This is a genomic window from Amycolatopsis kentuckyensis (assembly GCF_002155975.1).
Classification (GTDB): domain Bacteria; phylum Actinomycetota; class Actinomycetes; order Mycobacteriales; family Pseudonocardiaceae; genus Amycolatopsis; species Amycolatopsis kentuckyensis.
Map to the genome: position 1 here is coordinate 1 of NZ_MUMI01000537.1, position 19,994 is coordinate 19,994.

Sequence of the window (19,994 nt, forward strand, 5' to 3'; positions counted from 1 at the left end):
GCCACCATCGGGGCCATCACCGAGACCTCCGCGCCCGAATCCTCGGCCGCGCCCGCGATGGCCTCGAGCTGGCGGTCCAGCACCTCGGGGCGGTCGAACGCCACGCGCAAGCCCCGCACGCCCAGCGCCGGGTTCGGCTCGGCTTCCGGGGACAGGAACGCCAGGGGCTTGTCGGCGCCCGCGTCGAGGGTCCTGACGATCACCGGCTTGCCGCGGAACGGCGAAAGCACCGCCGTGTACGCCGCGCGCTGGTCGGCTACCGACGGCTCGTCCGCAGCGTCCAAGTAGCAGAACTCCGTGCGGAACAGGCCGACTCCTTCGGCGCCCGCGTCGGCCGCGGCCTGGGCGTCGGCCGGGGAGCCGACGTTGCCGTAGACCTTCACGCGGTGGCCGTCGGCCGTCGATCCGGTGCCGTTCCAGTCGGCGAGCTGGGCCACCGTTGCCGTGACGACCGGGGCTGCCGGGTCCGCGACCTCGACCGTGCCCGTGTCGCCGTCGACCGCAAGCGCTTGCGCGTCCAGGGCCAGCAGCCCCCGCACCGCCACGACGGCCGGGATGCCCAGCGCTCGCGCCAGGATCGCGGTGTGGCTGGTGGGGCCGCCTTCTTCGGTGACCAGGGCGAGCACCTTCGCCGGGTCGAGGCCGGCCGTGTCGGCCGGGGCGAGGTCGCGGGCGACCAGCACGCTCGGCGACGCCAGCTCGGGCACCCCCGGCGGCGCGATGCCGAGCAGCTCCGCAATCAGCCGGTCACGCACGTCGCGGACATCCCGGACGCGCTCGGCCATGTACCCGCCGGCCGCGGCCAGCGCTTCCGCGAAGCCCTCCGCGGCCTGGTAGACGGCGCGCGCGGCGGGCAGTCCCTGCGTCTTGACCAGCGACTCGGCCTGGGACGCGAGTGCGGGGTCGGCCGCCATCGCCGCGGTGGTGATGAGGATCGTCGCCGCCTCGCCGGTGGCGGTCTCGGCCTGCTTCTCCAGCCGGCCGGCGACGGTCGCGGCCGCGGGGGCGATCCGGGCGGCCTCGGCGGCCGGATCGGCCGGGGCCGGGGTGGCGGCGGGCTCGCCGAGCGGCTCCGCGACCCGGACGACCGGGCCACTGGCGCGGCCGGGGCTGACGGCGACCCCGGACAAGGACCCCGCGGAAGAGGCATCGAATCCAGGCGACGCACTCGTTCCCCCGGAGGCGGCATCGGGCTCGGGCGCGGCGGCAGCAAACTCAGGCATGGTCTAGACCATAGCTCAGGTAGGCCTGGATATCTCGTGGTGGCGGGCACAAACCGCGTTGCCGTACCTGCTCGAGCACCGGCCGGACCTCCTCGTGCCACCAGGAGTCGGCCAATTCGTCGCGGCTGCGCACTGGCCGTCCGGCCAGCATACGGCGGAAACCCCAGGCCTCGGCCGAGTCGGCGAGCCGGAACCAGTCGGCCGGGTCGTCGAGCCACAGTCCGAAGCGGACGTCGTCGGGCAGCGGGACGCGCTCGAGGAACATCCGCTCGGCGGTCTTCGACGGCAGGTCGGCGAGCGTCAGGCAGCGCAGCGCGCAGGCGACCGTGCTGATCCAGCGGACCCGCGCGCGGATGGTCGTGGCGCCGCGGGCCCGGGCGATGGCGACGCGGTGGTGGCCGTCGTCGACGAAGAACATGTCGGAGAGGCGCACGAGCCGCACCGGCGGGAGGTCGGCGGTCGTCCGCGTCAGCCGCTCCCAGCGGTCGCGCAGGGCGCGGTTGCGCGGCCGGAACTCGCGATCGAAGTCGCCGGCGCGGGCGACCGTGCCGACGACGCCCTCCAACGGCACGTCGTAGACGCCTTCGTCGACCTCGGTCTGCTTGCCGAGCGCCTTGAGCGTTTCGTCGAGCGGCATGATCGCGAGCCGGTCGGGGCGGCGCGCGTCCGCGATCGCCCGCAGCTGAGCCGCGTAGCCGCGCCACCAGGCCGAGTCGAACGAGTCGCCCATGTGACCTGCAACACGGGTACCCGGAAGATCATTCCCCCAGGTCGGCGGCGGTCGGGTAGGACGGCTGCGCGCCGGCCCGCGTGACGCTGAAGGCCGCGACGCGCACCGCGCGCTTCGCCGCGGAGACGAGGTCCACGCCGTCAGCGAGCGACGCGGCGAGCGCGCCCGCGAAGGCGTCCCCGGCGCCGGTGGTGTCGACGGCCTCCACTTCCGGCGACGCGACCTCGGTGGTCCCGTGGTCCTCGACGACGACCGCGCCGGCCGCCCCGAGCGTGACGACGGCGGCCCGCGGCCCGAGTTCGAGCAGCTTCCGGAAGTCCGCGCCGGGCCCGGTCAGCCAGGCCGCTTCGTGCTCGTTGACCAGCAGGACGTCGAGCTTGGCGAGCGTCTCGGGGGAAAGCTCGGCCGCCGGCGACAGGTTCAGCAGGACTTTGACGCCTTTTTCGGCGGCCCGCGCGACGGCGTGTTCGACAGTCGGCAGCGGCACCTCGAGCGACGCGACCATGATCTCGACCCCGTCGTAGACGGCGTCGACGTCGCCGGGCTCCAGGCTGGAGTTGGCGCCGGGCGAGACCAGGATGGCGTTTTCGCCGTCCGGGGTGACGGTGATGTAGGCGATGCCGGTGGGCCGTTCGCTGGTCCGGACGAGTCCGGTGTCGACACCCGCGGCGCGCAGCGAGTCGAGCAGCAGCCGGCCGTAGGGATCGTCGCCGACGGCGCCAAGCAGGGCGACGTCCGCGCCGAGCCGGCCCGCCGCGACCGCCGTGTTGGCCCCTTTGCCGCCCGGCGAGAGGACGGTGTCCCCGCCCAGTACGGTCTCGCCACCCGCCGGCCGCCGGTCCACGGCGACGACGAGGTCGGCGTTGGCGGATCCCACAACGAGTACGTCGGAGTTCATACCGCACTGTCCCACGAAAGCCGTCCGACCAGGTCGGGAAGGGTGCGCAGGGGGAAAGTGAAGGTTTTTGTAACTTATCCGGCGTTGAGTGCGACAATCATGCGAGCAGCGGATACCCGTCACTCGATCGGGGGATGTCCGTCCCCCGGCCGTCACTTCACGGACCGGTCCCGCTCTCCAGGTGCGTCATCACGCGAGACGTGGTGACGGTGCTCGACCGGCGCGAGCCGGACAGGGCATCAGGTCGCCGGCGCCGATCACGTAGCCCCCCGAGTGATCGGCGTCGGCGGCGCCCCGACCTCACGCGGTTACCAGCCGCAGCACGTTCTTGGCCGCGCCCGGGGAGACTTTCGCCGCCAGCAGCCGATCCTCGCCCCGGCGCAGGACCGCGTGGACCGCGACGTAGTGGCGCGTGGCATGCTTCGCCGAGGGCTCGGCCGTCAGCCGGGCGAGGTCGGCGCGCCGCACCCTGATCGGGTCACCTTCCTTGGGCCGCCAGGTGATCGCGTCGCTGGTCAGCGCGAATTCGCCGGAGTCACCCCGATAGCGCGTCAGGTAAAGCAGTACCCAGATGGCCAGGGCGACCGGCAGCGGGATGCCCACCGGGATGTCGTACAAGGCCGGCGCCACGAAGTCGGCGATGACGGCCAGCCAAGCCACCCACAGGACGAACAACCGGCCGGCGGACGCCTGCTCGGCACGGACGAGCGTGCGCGCCTGATCCGCGCTCCAGCGCTTGACCAGCAGCTTCACCGGGTTCGGTACGCCGAAGCCGCCGCGCCGGACGTTCTTGGACGTCCAGCGAACGAGGCCGGGACGGTACCGCTCGATCGCCGCCGACGCCTTCTCGGCTTCTTCCCGGGCCATCGCCAACGACAGGATGAAGCCGTCATCGGATTTGTGCCGGCAGTCGGGGTTCAGGTTCCGGATCGCCTCTTCGTCCACCAGCGAAACGGCGAGCGCGACCCGGCCGCCGGGCTGTCCCCCGCGGAAGTCGAAGCGGCGGACGTCGTCCCAGGGCAGAACGAGGGTCGTCTTGTCCTCGAGCGGCTGCCGGAACCCGTCGGGGCCGAACTCGACCCTCGCTGTCACCAGCGAACCGTTGCGGCGGATGTACCGCCGCATGATCGGCCCGCTGCAGAAGCACAGCACCGCCACCACGGCGAGCGCGGGTGCCACCAAGCGCGCGACCGGGTCGTGGCTGCGCGCCCACACCAGCAGTCCGGCCGCGACGGCGGGCGCGAGGCCCAGGAACGCCAGGCACCCCGCGGTCGTCCGCAGCACGGACCGCTGGTGGTAGATCGGCAGCCGGACCGGCACCACGGCCGTTTCCGGCCCGCCGGGAGTCGTCGACACCACGGCGGCTAGATCGAGCCGGAGATGCGTTGGCCGCCCTGCTGCTGGAAGACGGGCTCGGCGGCCGCGGGCTTCTTCTCGTTGTAGTGGTTCTCGCGGTACTCCTTGTCGGCTTCGTCGTAGACGCCCGCGGTTTTCTTGCCCGCTTCCTTCCCGGCTTCTTCGCCGAGTGCCTTGGGCAGTTCCTTGATGCCGTCCTTGAAGACGCCCGGCGCCGCGCGAGCCGCGTCCTGCAGCGCCGCCAGCAGCTTCTGGCCGACGGTGCGGAACAGCCCGCTCAGGTGGTTGAACTGGCTGATGCCCTTCTGGAAGGCCCGCACGAGCTTCTGCAGCCATTCCGACATCCGCCGGCCGCACTTGACGATCTCGGCCGTGCCTTCGCCGGCCACGCCGGCGGGCGCGGCGGGGCCCGGGTAGCGCATCAGGATGCTGATCAGCTTGCCGATGCATTCCGTGAGCAGATCCCGCAGCACGCTGCGCACGACGTTCAGGATGCTCTTGCAGACGTCGATCAGCACGGAGATGGCCTTCGCGCCGCCCGCGACCCCGGAGTACATGTCACCGAGCTCGGCGGTGAACGCGCGATAAGCGTCCGCGCCCTGGCCCTGCCACTCCGCGCTGTCCGCCTTGACCGTGTCCAGGAGATCCTTGGCGACCGCGTCGATCTCGTCGCTGATGCCACTCCACGTCTCCTGCATGACGTCGAGCTGTTCTTGGTTGCCGGTCACCCAGTCGAGCGGAGCACGCAAGACCTCGACGTGCTCGATCAGCCACCCGAGCCCCATGCTGGCCAGGCCGGCGATCGGATCCTGGACGAACTCCATCACGCCGGCGGCGCCGAAGCCGAGGTTCAGCAGGCCTTCGGTCCAGTCGTCGTCAGCCGCTTTCGTCGCCGCGTCCCAGAAGTCCTGCGCCATCCCGGCGCCTTCGAGCGCCGAGGACCCCTCGTCGACCTTCTTCTTGGCTTCCGTCACCAACGCGTTCTCAGTCAAGGTGGATGCCTTCCAAGCTCGCCTTGACGTCCTGCTCGCGCCAGTCGACGTGCTGGGACCAGGTGCGCACGCGGTCGATCTGCTCCTGGGCCACGTTCTTCGCGTGGCCGATGGAGTCGCTCCCCAGGGTCTGGGCGACGCCGCACAGCGCGCCGAGGCCGCTGGCCTGGCCGATGAGGCCGAACGCCAACGGGTCGACGACCTGGGCCGCCGCGTCCAGCGTCTTCGCGAACCGGTCGACGAACGGTTCGAGCTTCTTCGCGTGGGACAGCAACTGCTCCGGCTCGATCCGGATGTCCGCCTGCGGGTCGTTCACGGTCTTCCCTCCCTCGTCGCCCTGGTCAGCGCAGGTAGTCGCCGTCGCTGAAGTAGTCGTCGTCGGTGCCCGGCTCGGGCGCGGGACGCGGTGGCGCCGGTTTCGGCTTCGGCGGCGCCGGTGGCTCTTCCTCGGCGATGAAGCGCGCCCCCTCGCTCGCGGGCGCCGCCGGGCCACCGTCCACGAAACCTTGCGGCGCCGGCTCCGGGAATTCGTGCTGGAGCTGCTGGACCAGCTCGGCCATGGTCTCGGTGCCCGCGATCGACGGCATCCCGGCCTGCACGGCGCCCGCCAGCTTGCTCTGCGCGCGCTGGACGGTCCGCAGGATCTCGTCGGCGAGGTTCGCCTTCTCGCGCACCGCGTGCCCGATCTCCAGGCCGACGAGGTTGCCGAGGTGGTTGACCTCGACCGCGATCTGGCCGTCCTGGCTGCGCTCGGACACGGAGACCGCCGCCATCTCGGCCTGCATGCGGTCGCCCCGCTGCTTGACCTCGGCGATCTTGGCGTCGAAGCTCGCCAGCAGCTGCTCAGGACTCGACACGCGAACCTCCCCTGTTCACGTCAGTAACCGTACGACGACCGAGTGTGGCACACCGGTCCGACAGTTTCGGGGGAGTTCCGGTTTTCCCCACCCTTCTTTGCGGTAAACCGCATGTTCGCGCTGGTCAGCGGCTCGTAGCGTGCTTTCCATGAACATCTCCGACTGGAAACGGACGATCTACGCGGCCGTCGCGCTCCCCGCCTACCTGGCCGGCCCGAAGGCGCGGGAGCGGCTCGCGCGGCGATGGCTGGACGCCGAACCGAGAGCGGGTGGCTTCCTCGCCGCGGTCGCCGCCTTTCCGGTCGCCTTGCTGATCTGGTACCTCGTCGGCCGCATCGCGACCTTCGGGTTCTTCTGGACCGAGGAGGGGGCCGCCGGGTCGTGGGGCGGGCCCTCCCTCATCGGGGCGTGGGCCGTGCACTTCTTCGCGGCGCTCGGCATGGCCGTCGTGGCCATGTGGGTGCTGCGGCCGCTGATCCGGCGGCAGGTGCGAGCGCCCGACCTGGTCGATTCTTCCCACGGTCGGTAACCGCTGCGGTATCGTGCGTGACGCAAGAGGGGAGATCGAACGCGAGGGGAGCGCGGTTCGGTGGGGTTGTTCGGAGACATGCTCGACGCTGCCAAGCACGTCGGGTCGGAGATCGCGCACGCCGTCCAGTCGGGTGGTGAGCGGCTCGGCAACGTCTTGACCGGCGCGGGCGTCGGCCTGCTCGCGGGCGGCGTTCCCGGGGCGGTCGCGGGGGCGTACATCGGTTCGCAGACCGGCACCGGCGGGGCGAACCCGCAGGCCGCCGGGTTGTCACCCGGCCAGCTGGTCAAGGCGGTGATGAGCGGTCCCGGCACCGAGTCGCTGCAGAAGGTGCACAAGGCGGGTGTCGACCAGTCGACTTACCAACGCCAGCTCGAACAGGGCACGCGCGAGCTGACGTCGAGCCTCGAATCAGCGTGGACGGGTGGCGCCTCGGACGCGGCCCGGGAGCGGCTTCAGCCGCTGACGGCGTCGGCGGTTTCGGCGTCGACGAGCCTCGACCGCAACTCGACGCTGGCCCAGGCGCAGATCGACCAGTTCCACCGGATGAAGAACTCGCTGCACCCGGACGTCACCGACCGGCCGCCGACGCGCAGCGCCTGGGACGTCGCGACGCCGTGGGACACCGACACCGAAGACCAGATCAACCAGTACAACCGGAAGGCCCAGGAGAACGTCGAGCGGTACACCGCGTATTCGCAGCAGTCCAGCTCGAACACCGCGGCCCGGACGATCGACTACGGCCAGCTCCGCGAGTACACCGGCGGCGACTTCAGGGTGCAGGACCCGAAGAAGCCGGTCGAGCCGCCACCGCGGAAGCGGACGCGGACCGGTGGCGACGACGACCGGTCGATCGGCACCGAGGTGCAGCCGCCGCCCGCGGTCCATCCGCCGGTCGGGCCGCCGCCACCTCCTCCCGGGCACGTCACCCCGCCCGGGCAGGTCACGCCGCCGGGGTCGCACCCGGCCGGCGTGGACGACAGCGTTCGCGCGCAGAGTTATGTGCCGCCGTCGACGCAGTACCCGCCGGGCTACCAGCCGCCGGGCTTCGGTCCCGGCTCCGGTCCCGGCGGTGGGTCCGGTCCCGGCTTCGGGCCCGGTTTCGGCCCTGGTGGCGGCGGCTTCGGGCCGGGTTCGTCGTCCGGCGCGAGCGGCGGCACCGGCGCGGGTGCCCGCGGTCCGGGCGTGGGTTCCCGCGCTCCGGGCGCGGCGACCGGCGCCGGCGTGCCGGGCGAAGGACGTCCAGGCGCGGCCGGCGGCGTGCGTGGCGGCGCGGCGGGCAAGCCGGGCTCGCCGGGGATGGGCGGCATGGGCCCCGGCGCCAAAGGCGGCCAGGGCGAGGAGGACACGGAGCACCAGCGCGCGTCGTACCTGGTGGAGGCGGATCCGGAGAGCATCTTCGGCGGCTCCGACGAGCGGACGGTGCCTCCGGTGATCGGGCTGTGATCTTCCTGCCCAAGGCGGCCCTGCTCACCGCGTGGGAGTGGGAACGGCACGGACCACCGCCCGCGGTCCTCGGCGCCGACAACCTCTGGCTCGGCGACGAGACCCGCAAGCAGCTCGACGAGCAGGTCCTCGACGTCCTGACATCGCTCCGGCTTGCGGCGGACGGCACGTTGACGCGGGAGTTCCGCAACGTCCTGCGCGTCCTGGCGAAGGGCGCCCACCAGTTCACGGCGTGGCTGGGCGACATCGAAGCGGACGAGTCGGGCGCGGTGCTCGTGTCCGCCGCCGGACCGGACGCGCTCCGGCTGATCCGGAAGGACGACACGGTCCGGATCGACGTCGTGGAACCGTCGCGGCTGGCGGAGTCACTGGTGGACGTGCTGCCGCCGGTGCCGCCGGCGCGGATTTCGGCGGTGTCGATTCCCGAGGCACGGTTCTCGGGTCGCGCGGTGGAGGAGTCCTACGACCTCGACGGCCCGACCGTCGACCGCGGGCGGGACCCGCTGCCCTGGGCACGCCGGCTGATGGCGGCACGGCGGACGGGGCTGCACCAGTGCTACGCCGTGAACCGCGGTTCCCGCAGCGCGCCGATCACCGCGGTGGACGTGGCCGGGACAGGACGGGTGCTGACGTACGTGTACCCGGGCCGCGAGCGGATGGTCAGTTTCCGGCCGGGGACCCGGGATGCGCTGACCGACGTGCTGTACGCGACCCTGAACGGGTTAGGGGGAGGACGATGACGGGCTCGATCTTCAGCGGGATCGGCTTCTGGGCGACGGACCTGCCGAGTGGGGCCGCGGCGGGGCCGGCTGGTGGGCAGGGGTTCGCGATGAGCAGCTCGGAGATGCGGGCGATGCTCAAGAAGGCCAAGGACCAACGCGAAACCCTCGTCCAGCAAATACGAGAAGCCGATCACTTGTTCCAGGCGACGCCGCCGGCGGAGGAACCGGTCAGCCAGGCCGCGGTGAACGGGCCGAACGGAATCAACGAGTCCGGCGCGTACTACAAGGGACACCTGCAGTACCAATTCAACTACCTCACGGAGTTGATCCGGAGGTTGCAGCAAGCCCTTGGCATCACCGAGGCAACGGACCAGCAAGCAGCAGACTCGACCAAGACGATCAAGGGGTCGCTCGAATGAGGCATCGGATTCCCACCACCCTGGCCGTGGTCATGGCCGGAGCTGCGTTTCTGACCTCCTGCACCGGCAACGACAAGGTGGCGGGCACGCCCACGCCCGCATCGACGAGCAGCTCGGACCTGCCGAACAGCGGTGCCCCCAAGGTCGACAACCCGTTGCCCGCCAAGGTGCTGGACGGCAATCCGTGCGATTCGGCACTGACGGCCGAACAGGTCCAGGGCTATCTCGGGCAGACGAACGCACCCGAATCGAAGGACACGGAACTGGGTCCGACCTGCGACTGGGCCAGCGCATCGGGATCAGCCGCCGGAATCCTGATCGGCTACGACACCAAGCCCGGCCAGGGAATCAGCCTCACCTACAAGAACGTGAAGCCGAAGGCGAAACGGTGGGTCGACGACCTGGATCCGGTGCAGGGCTACCCGACCGTGGGTTACGTCGGCGTCGGGACCACCGACGACCGGACGTGCGTGGTTGTCGTCGGCATCGCGGACAACCTCGCGTACTCGGTCTCGTTGAGCCTCGGCGACTCGGCGGTCCAGGCCGGCAAGGACGCCTGCCAGCTCGGGCGAGGTGTCGCCGACACGGTGCTGACCAACCTCAAGGCGCGCGCCTGAGCTGCACCTTTTCGTTACGTCGGAGATCGCGTTAATGCAAAATCTGTCGTACTAAGCACCTAGACTGTTCGGATGAGCCACCCCACGCGGAGGGGTCGCGCGCGTGCGGCTACCGAACAGGACATCCGGCGGACCGCCCGGAAGCTGCTCGTCGAGCAGGGGCCGGAGGCGGTCACGCTGCGTGCCATTGCGCGGGAGCTGGGGATCACCGCGCCCGCGCTCTACCGGTACTACGAGTCGCGGGACGACCTGGTCGAGAACCTGCGGCTGGACGTCTGTGCCGACCTGGCCGACGACCTGGCCGAGGAGATCGCCGAGCTGCCGGACGACGGGGTGCTGCAGCTGTTCGCCATCTGCAAGGGCTTCCGGCGGTGGGCGCTCACCCACACGAAGGAATTCACGCTCGTCTTCGCGTCGCCGACCGGAGGGATCGGGTCGACGTCGGGGAGTGCGCTGAGCCGGGTCGATGAGCCGTTCGGGCGGATCTTCCTCGCCGCCGCGGGGCGGGTGCTCGCGCGGCACGACATCGTGCTGCCGTCGGCCAGCGGGGTGCCCGATGAGCTGCGGGACGACCTGAAGACCTTCCAGGAGTCGCTGATCACCGTGCTCGTCGAGTCCGACCAGGGTGTGCCCGTCGAAAAGATCGACCTCGGCGTGACGTACCTGATGATCCAGTTCTGGGCCCGGCTCTACGGGCACGTCACGCTCGAGGTCTTCGGCAACTACCCGATCCCGATGTCCAAACCGGACGTCCTGTTCGAGTCGATGCTCGCCGACCTCGCGCGGGAGATCGGGCTCTACTCCGGTTAGGCCGCGTGGCCGCCGTCCACCGACAACACCGCCGCCGTCACGTACTCGGCGTCGGGTGAAGCGAGGTAAGCGACCGCTGCGGCCACCTCGGACGGCGTTCCGTAGCGGTCGAACGCCGTGAGAGCGCGCTGGTCGGCCGCAAAAGGCCCGTCGGCGGGGTTCATGTCCGTGTCCGTCGGGCCCGGGTGGACCAGGTTGACCGTGATGCCGCGCGGGCCCAGCTCGCGGGCCAGCGCCTTGGTCAGGCCGACCATCGCCGCCTTGCTGGTCGCGTACAGCGCCATGCCCGGGCCGGGCACGCGGTCCGTGACGCAGCTGCCGATCGTGATCACGCGGCCGCCGTCGGCCAGGACGCCGGCCGCGGCCTGGGTTGCCGCGAACACGCCGCGGACGTTCACCGCCAGCACGCGGTCGACGTCTTCCAGCGCCGTCTCGGTGAAAGCTCCCACGAAGCCGACGCCCGCGTTGTTCACCAGCACGTCCAGCCGGCCGAATTCCGCCACCGCAGCCGAAACAGCGGCCGACACCGCCGCCGCGTCCGCCGAATCCGCCTGGATCGCCAGCGCGCGGCGGCCGAGGTTCTTGATCTTGTCGACCACCTCGGCCGCCAGCGCGCCGTTGTGCTGGTACGTCAGCGCGACGTCCGCGCCGTCCTCGGCGAGCCGCAGTGCCGTGGCCGCACCGATGCCGCGGCTGCCGCCCGTCACCAAGGCCACCTTGCCGTCGAGGGTCATCCCCGGTTCTCCTTTGCTCGAGCCGTTTTCGTTGACGGCTCAAGCAAATCGAGAACGCGGGGAAAGCACCGGCGGCTTTCCGCCGTGGCGCTACAGGACGATGTTGACCAGCCGCCCCGGCACCACGATGACCTTGCGCGGCGAGCCATCGCCGACCATGGCCGCGACCTTCTCGTCCGCCAGCGCCGCCGCCTGGACCTCGTCGGACGACGCCGACGCCGGCACCGTCACCCGGGAGCGGACCTTGCCGTTGACCTGGATCGGGTACTCGACCGAGTCCTCGACCAGGTACTTTTCGTCCACCACCGGGAACGGGCCCTGCACCAGCGAATCCGCGTGGCCCAGCCGGTGCCACAGCTCCTCGGCCATGTGCGGGGCCAGCGGCGCCAGCATCAGCACCAGTGGCTCGGCCAGCTCACGCGGCGTCGACGCGGCCCCGCCGTACACCTTGGTGACGTGGTTGTTCAGCTCGATCAGCTTCGCGCCGGCCGTGTTGAACCGCATCTCCGCGTAGTCCTCGCGGACGCCGGCGATGGTCCGGTGCAGTACCTTGCGGTCCGCCTCGGAAGCGTCCTCAGTGGACACCCGCAGCTCGCCGGTCGCCTCGTCGACGACCAGGCGCCACAGCCGCTGCAGGAACCGGTGCGCACCGACGACGTCCTTGGTCGCCCACGGGCGCGACATGGCCAGCGGGCCCATCGCCATCTCGTAGAACCGGAACGTGTCGGCGCCGTAGTTCTCGGCCATCTCGTCCGGCGTGACGACGTTCTTCAGGCTCTTGCCCATCTTGCCGTACTCCTGGGTGACCTCTTCGTCGTTGAAGAAGTACTTCCCGTCGCGCTCCTCGACCTGCTCGGCCGGGACGTAGACACCGCGCGCGTCCGTGTACGCGTACGCCTCGATGTAGCCCTGGTTGAACAGCTTCCGGTACGGCTCCTTGGACGTCACGTGTCCCAGGTCGAACAGCACCTTGTGCCAGAACCGCGAGTACAGCAGGTGCAGCACCGCGTGCTCGACGCCACCGACGTACAGGTCCAGGCCGCCGGTGTCGTCCGCGCCGTACTCGCCCGGCCGCGGGCCCATCCAGTACTGCTCGTTTTCCGGCGCGCAGAACGTTTCGGTGTTGGTCGGGTCCAGGTAGCGCAGCTGGTACCAGCACGAACCCGCCCAGTTCGGCATCGTGTTGATGTCGCGGCGGTACTTCTTCGGGCCGTCGCCCAGGTCCAGCTCGACCTCGACCCAGTCCGTCGCGCGGGCCAGCGGCGACGACGGCATCGAGTCGCGGTCCTCGGGGTCGAACGTCACCGGCGAGTAGTCGGCGACCTCGGGCAGCTCGATCGGCAGCATCGACTCGGGCACGGCGTGCACCTCGCCGGCCTCGTCGTAGACCACCGGGAACGGCTCGCCCCAGTAGCGCTGGCGCGAGAACAGCCAGTCGCGCAGCTTGAACTGGACTGTCCCGGTGCCGGCGCCCTTCTCCGACAGCCAGTCGATGATCGTCTTCTTGGCCTCGGCGACGTCCATGCCGTCCAGGAAGCTCGAGTTGATCGCCGGGCCGTCACCGGTGTACGCCTTGCCGTCGAAGCCTTCGGACGGCTGCACGGTCCGGATGATCTCCAGCCCGAACTTCTCGGCGAACTCCCAGTCGCGGACGTCCTGGCCGGGCACGGCCATGATCGCGCCGGTGCCGTAGCCCATCAGCACGTAGTCGGCGACGAAGATCGGGATCTGCTTGTCGTTGACCGGGTTCGTCGCGTACGCGCCGGTGAAGACGCCGGTCTTCTCCTTGTTCTCCTGCCGGTCCAGCTCGGACTTCCGCGACGCGGCGACGCGGTACTCCGCGATCGCCTCGGCGGGCGTCGCGGCGCCACCGGTCCAGCGCTCGTCGACACCTTCGGCCCACGCGGCCGCGGTCAGCTTGTCGACCAGCGGGTGCTCCGGCGCCAGCACCATGTACGTCGCGCCGAACAGGGTGTCCGGCCGGGTCGTGAAGACCTCGATGCCGTCGTCACCGGACTTGAAGGTGACGCGGGCGCCGTGCGAGCGGCCGATCCAGTTCCGCTGCATGGACTTGACCTTCTCCGGCCAGTCCAGCAGGTCCAGGTCGTCGACCAGGCGGTCGGCGTACGCGGTGATCCGCATCATCCACTGCCGCAGGTTGCGGCGGAAGACGGGGAAGTTGCCGCGCTCGCTGCGGCCTTCGGCGGTGACCTCTTCGTTCGACAGGACCGTGCCCAGGCCCGGGCACCAGTTGACCGGCGCTTCGGAGATGTACACCAGCCGGTGGTCGTCGATCACCTTCTTCCGCTCGGACGCGCTCAGCGACGCCCAGTCACGGCCGTCCGGCGTCGGGCGCGAGCCGTCCGCGAACGCGGCCTCCAGCTCGGCGATCGGCCGCGCCTTGCCCGCCTCCGTGTCGTACCAGCTGTTGAAGATCTGCAGGAAGATCCACTGCGTCCAGCGGTAGTACTCGGGATCGATCGTGGAGATCCGACGGCGTTCGTCGTGGCCCAGGCCCAGGCGCCGGATCTGGCGCAGGTAGGTCCGGATGTTCTCCTCGGTCGTCTTGCGCGGGTGCTGCCCGGTCTGGACCGCGTACTGCTCGGCCGGCAGGCCGAACGCGTCGAAGCCCATCGTGTGCAGCACGTTGCGCCCGATCATCCGGTGGTACCGGGCGAAGACGTCGGTGCTGATGAAGCCCAGCGGGTGCCCGACGTGCAGGCCGGAGCCCGACGGGTACGGGAACATGTCCTGGACGAACAGCTTGTCGCTGGGCACCGGCTGCCCCTCGACGGCGAGCGGCCCGACGGGGTTGGGCGCGTGGAAGGTGCCCTGGTCGGCCCAGTGGTCCTGCCAGCGCTGCTCGATCTGACCCGCCAGCGCGGCCGTGTAGCGGTGCGCCGGGACGTCGGTCCCTGTTGTCTCGGTCATCGCCGTCATCCTTCGTCGCTCGCTCCAGAAACAACTCGACCCCTCAGCCACCAGGGCATGAGGGGTCGCCGCGCCGGCCGGGCCGGGCCCGGTCAGCGCGGCAGGCTAAGGAGCAGCCGAGCCGTGTTCATACCTTCATCGTAACTTGCTGGTCAAAGCCGTTCCGAGGGGACCGCCAGTGCGACGAACTGGGTGACCTGGGTCGCCGAGAAGTTGTTATCGCTGACCAAGATCAAGCTGCGCTCGCCGTTCGGCAGCTTCGGCCCCCAGGTCATGCCCTCGAGGTTGTCTACTGTGGACAGGCCGAGGTCGGCCGCGTCGAAGAGGAACCGCTTCTTGACCGGCTTCACGTTCTTGGCCCCGGCCAGGGACTTGACGTCCAGGACGTTCGTCGCGCCCGTCGTGTCGATCTCGTAGACGCGCACCTTGTTGCCGACGCCGGTGCTGAACGAGCGCTCCATCATGAGGAACTTCGTCGGATCGGCCTGGTCGACGGCCAGCATCGAGGAGACGCCGGTGGTGGCGAACGCCGTCGGCGGCACCGGCGCGGCGAACAGCGGCTCCTGCGGGTAGGCGTACTGGGCGAAGACCGGACCGAAGCGCGACTGCAGGGTGATCCGCGAGAGCGCGCCGGTGGTCGTGGTCGCCTCGGGACCGTCCTGCAGGAGCGGCCCTTCGACCTCGCTGGCCAGCAGCGAGCCGAAACCGGTGAACGTGATGCCCTCGAGCACCAGGTTCTGCCGCGGCCCGGCCGTCGGCGTCATCTTCTCGTTCGCGGGGATCGGCAGGTCGCGGACGTATTCGCCGCCGCGGCGCGCCTCGCGGATCGACGGGTCGATCAGCGTCGTCGCCGTCCGCTCGCCCTCCTGCGACCAGTAGTAGTCGCCGGTCCACGGGTCGACGCGCAGCTCTTCCGGGTCGATCGTCTGCTCGTTCTGCGGCTTCGAGGGGTCGTTCTGCGCCAGCGGCGGGTACGGCGTGCCGTCCGGGCGCAGGAGCGACTTCGTGCCGGTCAGGGTGACGTCGCCGACGCCGTGGGCGGTGACCGGGAAGGTCGCCGTGTAGAAGCGGGCGGGGTTGATCGCCGACCGGTCGTCGCAGATCAGCGCGTAGCCGCCGGTCCGGGGGTCGTAGTCGATGCTGGACAGGCCGCCGACCGTCGTGCCCTGGAACTGCAGGGCGTTGGGGACGATCTGTTCGCCGAGCAGCCGGATGGGCCGCTGGTGACTCTCGGTGGCACTCGCCGGCGTCGCGGCGAGGATTCCCCCGATCAGGGCAGCGGTCAGGAGAGTAGGCAGTACACGCGGTGACATGGCCTGTAGCACAGTCGATCAGGGTATCCGGCAGGTTGCCGGGACGTCACGCTTATCCTTGACCTCGTGTTCGCTATCGCGCTGGTTCCGATCGTGCTGGGTCTGCTTGTCGGCTTTGGTGGGTTCCTCGGTTTCCGCGAGCGCTTGACGCGCGAGGGCGGCACCGGGGTGCGCACCCAGGCGTCGCTGCGCAGCGAAGAGGCGTTCAAGCTGGCCAACCGCGTCGCGGGCCTGCCGACCATGGCCGGGGGCGCGATCGCCGTGCTCACCGGGCTGGCCGGGCTGGCCATGCCGACGACCGGGGGCCTCATCTCCGCCGCGCTCGCGGGCGTGCTCGCCATGCTGCTGCTGGTCATGGGTGGTGGCGTGCTCGGCAACCGGGCCGCGCTGACCGTGCCCGCCCCGGCTCCGGCCGCGCCGGCCGGCTGCAGCGGCTGCGCGTGCGGCGCCGGCGGCTGCGGCGTCTTCAAGAAGGACGAGGCCTAGTTCCGCTGGAGGTCGCCCGGGTGGGTGGCCAGTAGCGCGAGCGGGATGCCCTGACGGCGCAGGACCTGGCTCCACAGGTCGCCGTCCGGCGAGGCCAGGATGTCGCTCGGCAGCGCGGGCACGATGACCCAGTCGTCGCGCTCGATCTCGCCGGCCAGCTGCCCCGAGTCCCAGCCCGCGTACCCGGCGAAGACGCGCACGCCGCGGACCTTCGGCACCAGCACCTCGGGATCGGTGTCCAGGTCGACCAGCGCGACCGGGCCGCGGACCGCGATCACGCCCGGCACGCTCGCCGCCGTCTCGCCGGTGCGCAGCGCGGCCAGGCACAACGCGGTCTTCTTCTCGACCGGGCCGCCGACGAACACGGCCTGCGGCTCGGCGACGTGCCCGCCCCAGTTGGGCAGCACGTCGTGCACGGCGACGTCGCTCGGCCGGTTCAGGACCACGCCGAGCGTGCCTTCGTCGCGATGATCGATGACGAACACCACGGTCCGCCGGAAGTTGGGGTCGACCATCGTGGGGGCGGCGACCAGGAGCGTTCCCGGTTCAACCTCGGCGTCCGCTGGCACAGACCCATGATCCCACCCTTGGCCCGGCGAATGACTTCGGCTCGGGAACAATCGCCTCAACAGCCTCGTTTGAAACATGTGGCCGGCGCACTCCGTGTCCCCCGGGCTCACTGAAGAACCGCCTTTGTGGAATACCGTCCGGCTGGAGCCACACTGCGCATAGCCGCCGAGAGGCGACCTCAGTGCGCCGGCCACCCTCTACTCTGGCTTCGTGACGATCAGCGCCCGGACGGCGACAGTGCGAAGAGGCCCTCGGGAGCTGCTCAAGGACCCCGACTTCCGGCGGCTGCTCTTCACTCGGTTCGCCGCCAGCTGGGGTGACGGCGTCTTCCGTGCGGGCCTCGCGGGCGCGGTCCTGTTCAACCCCGAGCGCGCCGCCGACCCGCTGGCCATCGCCGGTGGATTCGCCGCGTTGCTGCTGCCGTACTCGGTCGTCGGCCCGTTCGCCGGCGCGCTGCTGGACCGCTGGGACCGCCGGAAAGTCCTGATCTTCGCGAACCTCCTGCGCGGGCTGGCGATCATCTGCGCGTCCGCCGCGGTCGGGCTCGGCTTCGGTGGAATCGGCCTGTTTTCGCTGGCCCTGGCCGCGGAAGGCATCTCCCGCTTCATCGGCTCGGGGCTGTCGGCGTCACTGCCGCACGTCGTCGAAGAAGAGAGCGTCGTGACGGCGAACGCCTTCGCGACGACGCTCGGGTCGGTGGTCGCCGTCATCGGCGGCGGCTGCGCGATCGGCCTGCGCGCGCTGTTCGGCAGCAACGACGTCGGATCGGCGGAGACCACGGCGTTCGCGGTGCTCGGCACGCTGGTCTCGGCGTTGATCGCGCGCGGCTTCGCCCGCGGCGTGCTCGGGCCGACGGTGGTCGACGAGCCGACGAATCCGGTGCTGGCCGTCGCGCGGGGACTGGCGGACGGTGCCCGGCACGCGTGGCGCGCGCCCAGTGTCACCGCCGGGTTCATCGCGCTGTTCGCGCACCGGGCGTCCTTCGGGGTGTCGCTGCTGGTCACCGTGCTGCTGATGCGCAACTACTTCACCGACCACGGCGTCTTCCGCGCCGGCCTGCCCGGGCTGGGGCAGATCGCCGCGCTCGCCGGCACCGGCCTGCTGCTCGCCGGGTTGCTGACCGCGCGGCTGATCCGCCGGTTCGGCCGGCTGCGCGCGGTGCTCGGCTCGCTGTTGTTCGCGGCGAGCGCGCAGTCCGCGCTGGGCCTGCCGATGCTGCTGCCGCTGGCGCTGGTCGCGTCGTTCGTGATCAGCGGCGCGGGGCAGGTACTCAAGCTCTGCGTCGATTCGTCGATCCAGCTCGACGTCGCGGACGAAGCCCGCGGCCGGGTGTTCGCGCTGTACGACACGCTGTTCAACATCACGCAGGTCGCGGCGGTTTCGCTCGCCGCGCTGTTCGTGCCGGACGACGGCCGCTCGCCGGGCCTGCTCATCGCCGCGACGGTCTGCTACCTCGTCGGCGGAGCGGGGTACGTGCTCGCCCGGCGACGCGCGATTCGCTGACGCAAACACCCGAACCGGTCACGGGGACTGCTCCATTGGCATTAGGGTGACGGCAAGTCATTAGTAGGTTCGAGGGACACCGGGGGCACCTGTGACCACCGCGGGCGACGACCGTGCACAGCTCGAAGCACGCAATGCCGCGATGAAGGACCGGATGGACACCCTCCTGGAGAACTTCGAGCGGCAAACCGCGCAGCTGCGGGACGCCCAGGCCGCGGCCGCCGAAACCACGGCCCAGGTGAGTTCGCCCGACGGGCTGGTCCGCGCCACCATCGACGCCGGCGGCAGCCTCGCGAAACTCGAGTTCGCCCCGAACACCTTCGAGCGCACGACGCCCGCGCAGCTCGCGAACACCGTCCAGTCGCTGGTGCGGCAGGGATCGTTGCAGGTCAAGCAGAAGATCGCGGACCTGATGGCGCCGATCACCGAGGGGCTGCCCGACCTGTCCGACCTGGTCGAGGGTGCGCCTTCGCTGGCCGGGCTGGTGCCGCCGATCCCCACCTTCGACGAGGTCGTGGCGGAAGCGCCGGCACCGCGGCCCGAGTCGTTCGAAGACGGCGGGTCGATCCTGCGCAACGACCAGACCCCGCCGCCGCCGATGCCGGCCCCGAAGCCCACTCCCAAGCGCGTCCGCCCGCCGCGTGACGACGACGAGGAGCCGCCGTCGTCCTGGATGACGAGGGGCGACTGATGCCGGACGGGGGTTCCGGGTTCACCGCGGAGCCGGATGCGGTGCTGCGCGCGTCGAACGGCCTGGTGACGGCGGCCGACGCGCTCGACAACGCGGCGAAGGCACTGCAGTCGGCGCTCGCCGCGCAGGGCGAGTGCTGGGGCGGCGACGAGTCCGGCAAGGAGTTCGCGAAGGACTACGTGCCGGGCGCGCAGGGCGCCGTCGAAGGCTTCACCAACCTCGTGGCGGGGTTGCGGGGGATGCAGCAGAACGTCGCCAAGTCGATGAAGGCCCTTTCGGGCGCCGACGAAGACGTGACGTCCCAGCTCGGCAAGGGGCAATGACGCGTGGGTATGGAGATGCCCGACGCGGTCAAGTGGCTGCTGCCGATCGTCGTCGGGGAGAGCTGGCCCGAGGGCGACGAGACCAAGCTGCGCGCGCTGCGGGACGCGTGGCACACGGCGTCGTCGGCGATCGGACCGGTGTCGGAAACCGGCACCCAGGCGGCGTCCGGCATCCGCGACAACTGGACGGGTGACGGCGCCGACGCGTTCGCGGAGCAGTGGAAGAAGTTCGTCGAGGGCGACGAGGCGTACTTCAAGCAGCTGGCCGACGCGGCGAAGGCCCTCGGCGATTCGTGTGACCAGACGGCACTGGACGTCGAGTACACGAAGTACATGATCATCATTTCGCTGATCGTCCTGGCGGCCCAGATCGCGGCGATGATCGCGGCGGCGGCGGTGACGTTCGGCGGTTCTACGGCGGGGATCGCGCCGGCCCAGATCGCGACCCGGATGACCGTGCAGATGCTGTTCCGGCAGCTGCTCGAGAAGCTGGCGCAGCAGGGGTTCAAGCAGGTCGCGAAGGAGCTGCTGGAGAAGCTGCTCAAGCAGGGTCTCAAGAAGATCGGCATGGAGGTCCTCAAGAACGAGGCGATCAACCTCGGGATGGACGCGGGCATCCAGGGCCTGCAGATGGCCAAGGGCGACCGCAAGGACTGGGACTGGTCGAAGACATCGGACGCGGCGATCTCGGGCGCGGTCGGCGGAGTCGTGGGGGCGGCATCGGGATCCATCGGACGCGGGGCGACCGAGGGGCTTTCGCACAGCGCGGGCGGGCAGATCGCGGACGCGGCCGTGCGGGCTGGGGCCCGGGGTGCGGTCGAGGGGGTCGCGCAGACGGTCGGGC

22 protein-coding genes are annotated in these 19,994 nt (G+C 70.7%); 11 read left to right on the forward strand and 11 right to left on the reverse strand.

Translation table 11 applies throughout. The features are described from left to right. The 7 genes from CCN39_RS40825 to CCN39_RS40855 form a co-directional block, all read right to left on the reverse strand. A partial coding sequence (locus CCN39_RS40825) for a putative PEP-binding protein (RefSeq protein WP_244211223.1) occupies positions 1 to 1,223 on the reverse strand: 1,223 nt, incomplete at its 3' end. Next, positions 1,216 to 1,953, reverse strand: a complete 738-nt coding sequence (locus tag CCN39_RS40830) for a hypothetical protein (protein WP_086851621.1) — start codon at positions 1,951 to 1,953, stop codon at positions 1,216 to 1,218. The genes CCN39_RS40825 and CCN39_RS40830, both read right to left, overlap by 8 nt. 28 nt (positions 1,954 to 1,981) lie before the next feature. Then, positions 1,982 to 2,851, reverse strand: coding sequence for a ribokinase (locus tag CCN39_RS40835; protein ID WP_086851623.1), 870 nt, complete (start codon positions 2,849 to 2,851; stop codon positions 1,982 to 1,984). 300 nt (positions 2,852 to 3,151) lie between these two features. Further along, positions 3,152 to 4,210: a hypothetical protein gene (locus CCN39_RS40840; protein WP_143264344.1), complete on the reverse strand. Its 1,059-nt coding sequence runs from the start codon at positions 4,208 to 4,210 to the stop codon at positions 3,152 to 3,154. A gap of 5 nt (positions 4,211 to 4,215) precedes the next feature. Beyond that, the gene (locus CCN39_RS40845; protein WP_158104594.1) at positions 4,216 to 5,199 is read right to left on the reverse strand and encodes a WXG100 family type VII secretion target; all 984 of its coding nucleotides are present in this window, start codon (positions 5,197 to 5,199) and stop codon (positions 4,216 to 4,218) included. Next, entirely contained in the window at positions 5,192 to 5,515 is a 324-nt protein-coding gene (locus tag CCN39_RS40850; protein ID WP_086851629.1) for a hypothetical protein, read from the reverse strand. Before CCN39_RS40850 ends, CCN39_RS40845 begins: the two co-directional genes overlap by 8 nt. A 25-nt stretch (positions 5,516 to 5,540) precedes the next feature. Continuing rightward, on the reverse strand, positions 5,541 to 6,056 hold the full coding sequence (locus tag CCN39_RS40855; protein ID WP_086851631.1) for a YbaB/EbfC family nucleoid-associated protein: 516 nt from the start codon (positions 6,054 to 6,056) through the stop codon (positions 5,541 to 5,543). A 148-nt stretch (positions 6,057 to 6,204) separates the two neighbouring features. Between CCN39_RS40855 and CCN39_RS40860 the strand changes: the two genes are divergently transcribed. The 6 genes from CCN39_RS40860 to CCN39_RS40885 all read left to right on the forward strand — a co-directional run bounded on the left by CCN39_RS40860 (position 6,205) and on the right by CCN39_RS40885 (position 10,599). After that, on the forward strand, positions 6,205 to 6,585 hold the full coding sequence (locus tag CCN39_RS40860) for a hypothetical protein (protein ID WP_244211224.1): 381 nt from the start codon (positions 6,205 to 6,207) through the stop codon (positions 6,583 to 6,585). A 60-nt stretch (positions 6,586 to 6,645) separates the two neighbouring features. Beyond that, the gene (locus tag CCN39_RS40865; protein ID WP_086851635.1) at positions 6,646 to 8,031 is read left to right on the forward strand and encodes a hypothetical protein; all 1,386 of its coding nucleotides are present in this window, start codon (positions 6,646 to 6,648) and stop codon (positions 8,029 to 8,031) included. Continuing rightward, positions 8,028 to 8,771 (forward strand): ESX secretion-associated protein EspG, encoded by a 744-nt coding sequence (locus CCN39_RS40870; RefSeq protein ID WP_086851637.1) that lies wholly within the window; start codon positions 8,028 to 8,030, stop codon positions 8,769 to 8,771. Before CCN39_RS40865 ends, CCN39_RS40870 begins: the two co-directional genes overlap by 4 nt. Further along, a complete protein-coding gene (locus tag CCN39_RS40875) occupies positions 8,768 to 9,172 on the forward strand; it encodes a hypothetical protein (protein WP_086851639.1) in 405 nt (134 codons plus the stop codon). Before CCN39_RS40870 ends, CCN39_RS40875 begins: the two co-directional genes overlap by 4 nt. Next, on the forward strand, positions 9,169 to 9,789 hold the full coding sequence (locus CCN39_RS40880; RefSeq protein ID WP_244211225.1) for a DUF3558 domain-containing protein: 621 nt from the start codon (positions 9,169 to 9,171) through the stop codon (positions 9,787 to 9,789). Before CCN39_RS40875 ends, CCN39_RS40880 begins: the two co-directional genes overlap by 4 nt. A 72-nt stretch (positions 9,790 to 9,861) precedes the next feature. After that, positions 9,862 to 10,599 carry a TetR/AcrR family transcriptional regulator gene (locus tag CCN39_RS40885; RefSeq protein WP_086851640.1) on the forward strand — a complete coding sequence of 246 codons (738 nt, stop codon included), beginning with the start codon at positions 9,862 to 9,864 and terminating at the stop codon, positions 10,597 to 10,599. On the opposite strand, the gene CCN39_RS40890 is transcribed toward CCN39_RS40885, so the two are convergent. The 3 genes from CCN39_RS40890 to CCN39_RS40900 all read right to left on the reverse strand — a co-directional run bounded on the left by CCN39_RS40890 (position 10,596) and on the right by CCN39_RS40900 (position 15,577). Beyond that, positions 10,596 to 11,333: an SDR family oxidoreductase gene (locus tag CCN39_RS40890; RefSeq protein ID WP_086851642.1), complete on the reverse strand. Its 738-nt coding sequence runs from the start codon at positions 11,331 to 11,333 to the stop codon at positions 10,596 to 10,598. The two genes, CCN39_RS40885 and CCN39_RS40890, sit on opposite strands and share 4 nt — an antisense overlap. A gap of 90 nt (positions 11,334 to 11,423) precedes the next feature. Further along, a complete protein-coding gene (gene leuS / locus CCN39_RS40895; protein ID WP_086851656.1) occupies positions 11,424 to 14,264 on the reverse strand; it encodes a leucine--tRNA ligase in 2,841 nt (946 codons plus the stop codon). A 152-nt stretch (positions 14,265 to 14,416) separates the two neighbouring features. Continuing rightward, positions 14,417 to 15,577 carry an esterase-like activity of phytase family protein gene (locus CCN39_RS40900; RefSeq protein WP_086851644.1) on the reverse strand — a complete coding sequence of 387 codons (1,161 nt, stop codon included), beginning with the start codon at positions 15,575 to 15,577 and terminating at the stop codon, positions 14,417 to 14,419. 66 nt (positions 15,578 to 15,643) lie between these two features. On the opposite strand from CCN39_RS40900, the gene CCN39_RS40905 reads away from it, so the two are divergent. After that, positions 15,644 to 16,063: an SdpI family protein gene (locus CCN39_RS40905; protein WP_086851645.1), complete on the forward strand. Its 420-nt coding sequence runs from the start codon at positions 15,644 to 15,646 to the stop codon at positions 16,061 to 16,063. Here CCN39_RS40905 and CCN39_RS40910 read toward each other — a convergent pair. Further along, complete coding sequence (locus CCN39_RS40910) at positions 16,060 to 16,710, reverse strand: YqgE/AlgH family protein (protein WP_279629614.1); 651 nt, start codon at positions 16,708 to 16,710, stop codon at positions 16,060 to 16,062. The genes CCN39_RS40905 and CCN39_RS40910 overlap by 4 nt on opposite strands. Positions 16,711 to 16,870: 160 nt before the next feature. Between CCN39_RS40910 and CCN39_RS40915 the strand changes: the two genes are divergently transcribed. The 4 genes from CCN39_RS40915 to CCN39_RS40930 all read left to right on the forward strand — a co-directional run. Beyond that, on the forward strand, positions 16,871 to 18,136 hold the full coding sequence (locus CCN39_RS40915) for an MFS transporter (RefSeq protein WP_086851649.1): 1,266 nt from the start codon (positions 16,871 to 16,873) through the stop codon (positions 18,134 to 18,136). 91 nt (positions 18,137 to 18,227) lie between these two features. Next, complete coding sequence (locus tag CCN39_RS40920) at positions 18,228 to 18,827, forward strand: YbaB/EbfC family nucleoid-associated protein (RefSeq protein WP_244211227.1); 600 nt, start codon at positions 18,228 to 18,230, stop codon at positions 18,825 to 18,827. Further along, entirely contained in the window at positions 18,827 to 19,150 is a 324-nt protein-coding gene (locus tag CCN39_RS40925) for a WXG100 family type VII secretion target (protein WP_086851651.1), read from the forward strand. The genes CCN39_RS40920 and CCN39_RS40925 overlap by 1 nt, the downstream gene beginning before the upstream one ends. Positions 19,151 to 19,159: 9 nt before the next feature. Beyond that, positions 19,160 to 19,994, forward strand: an 835-nt coding sequence (locus tag CCN39_RS40930) for a WXG100 family type VII secretion target (RefSeq protein WP_086851653.1), incomplete at its 3' end; no start/stop codon positions are given.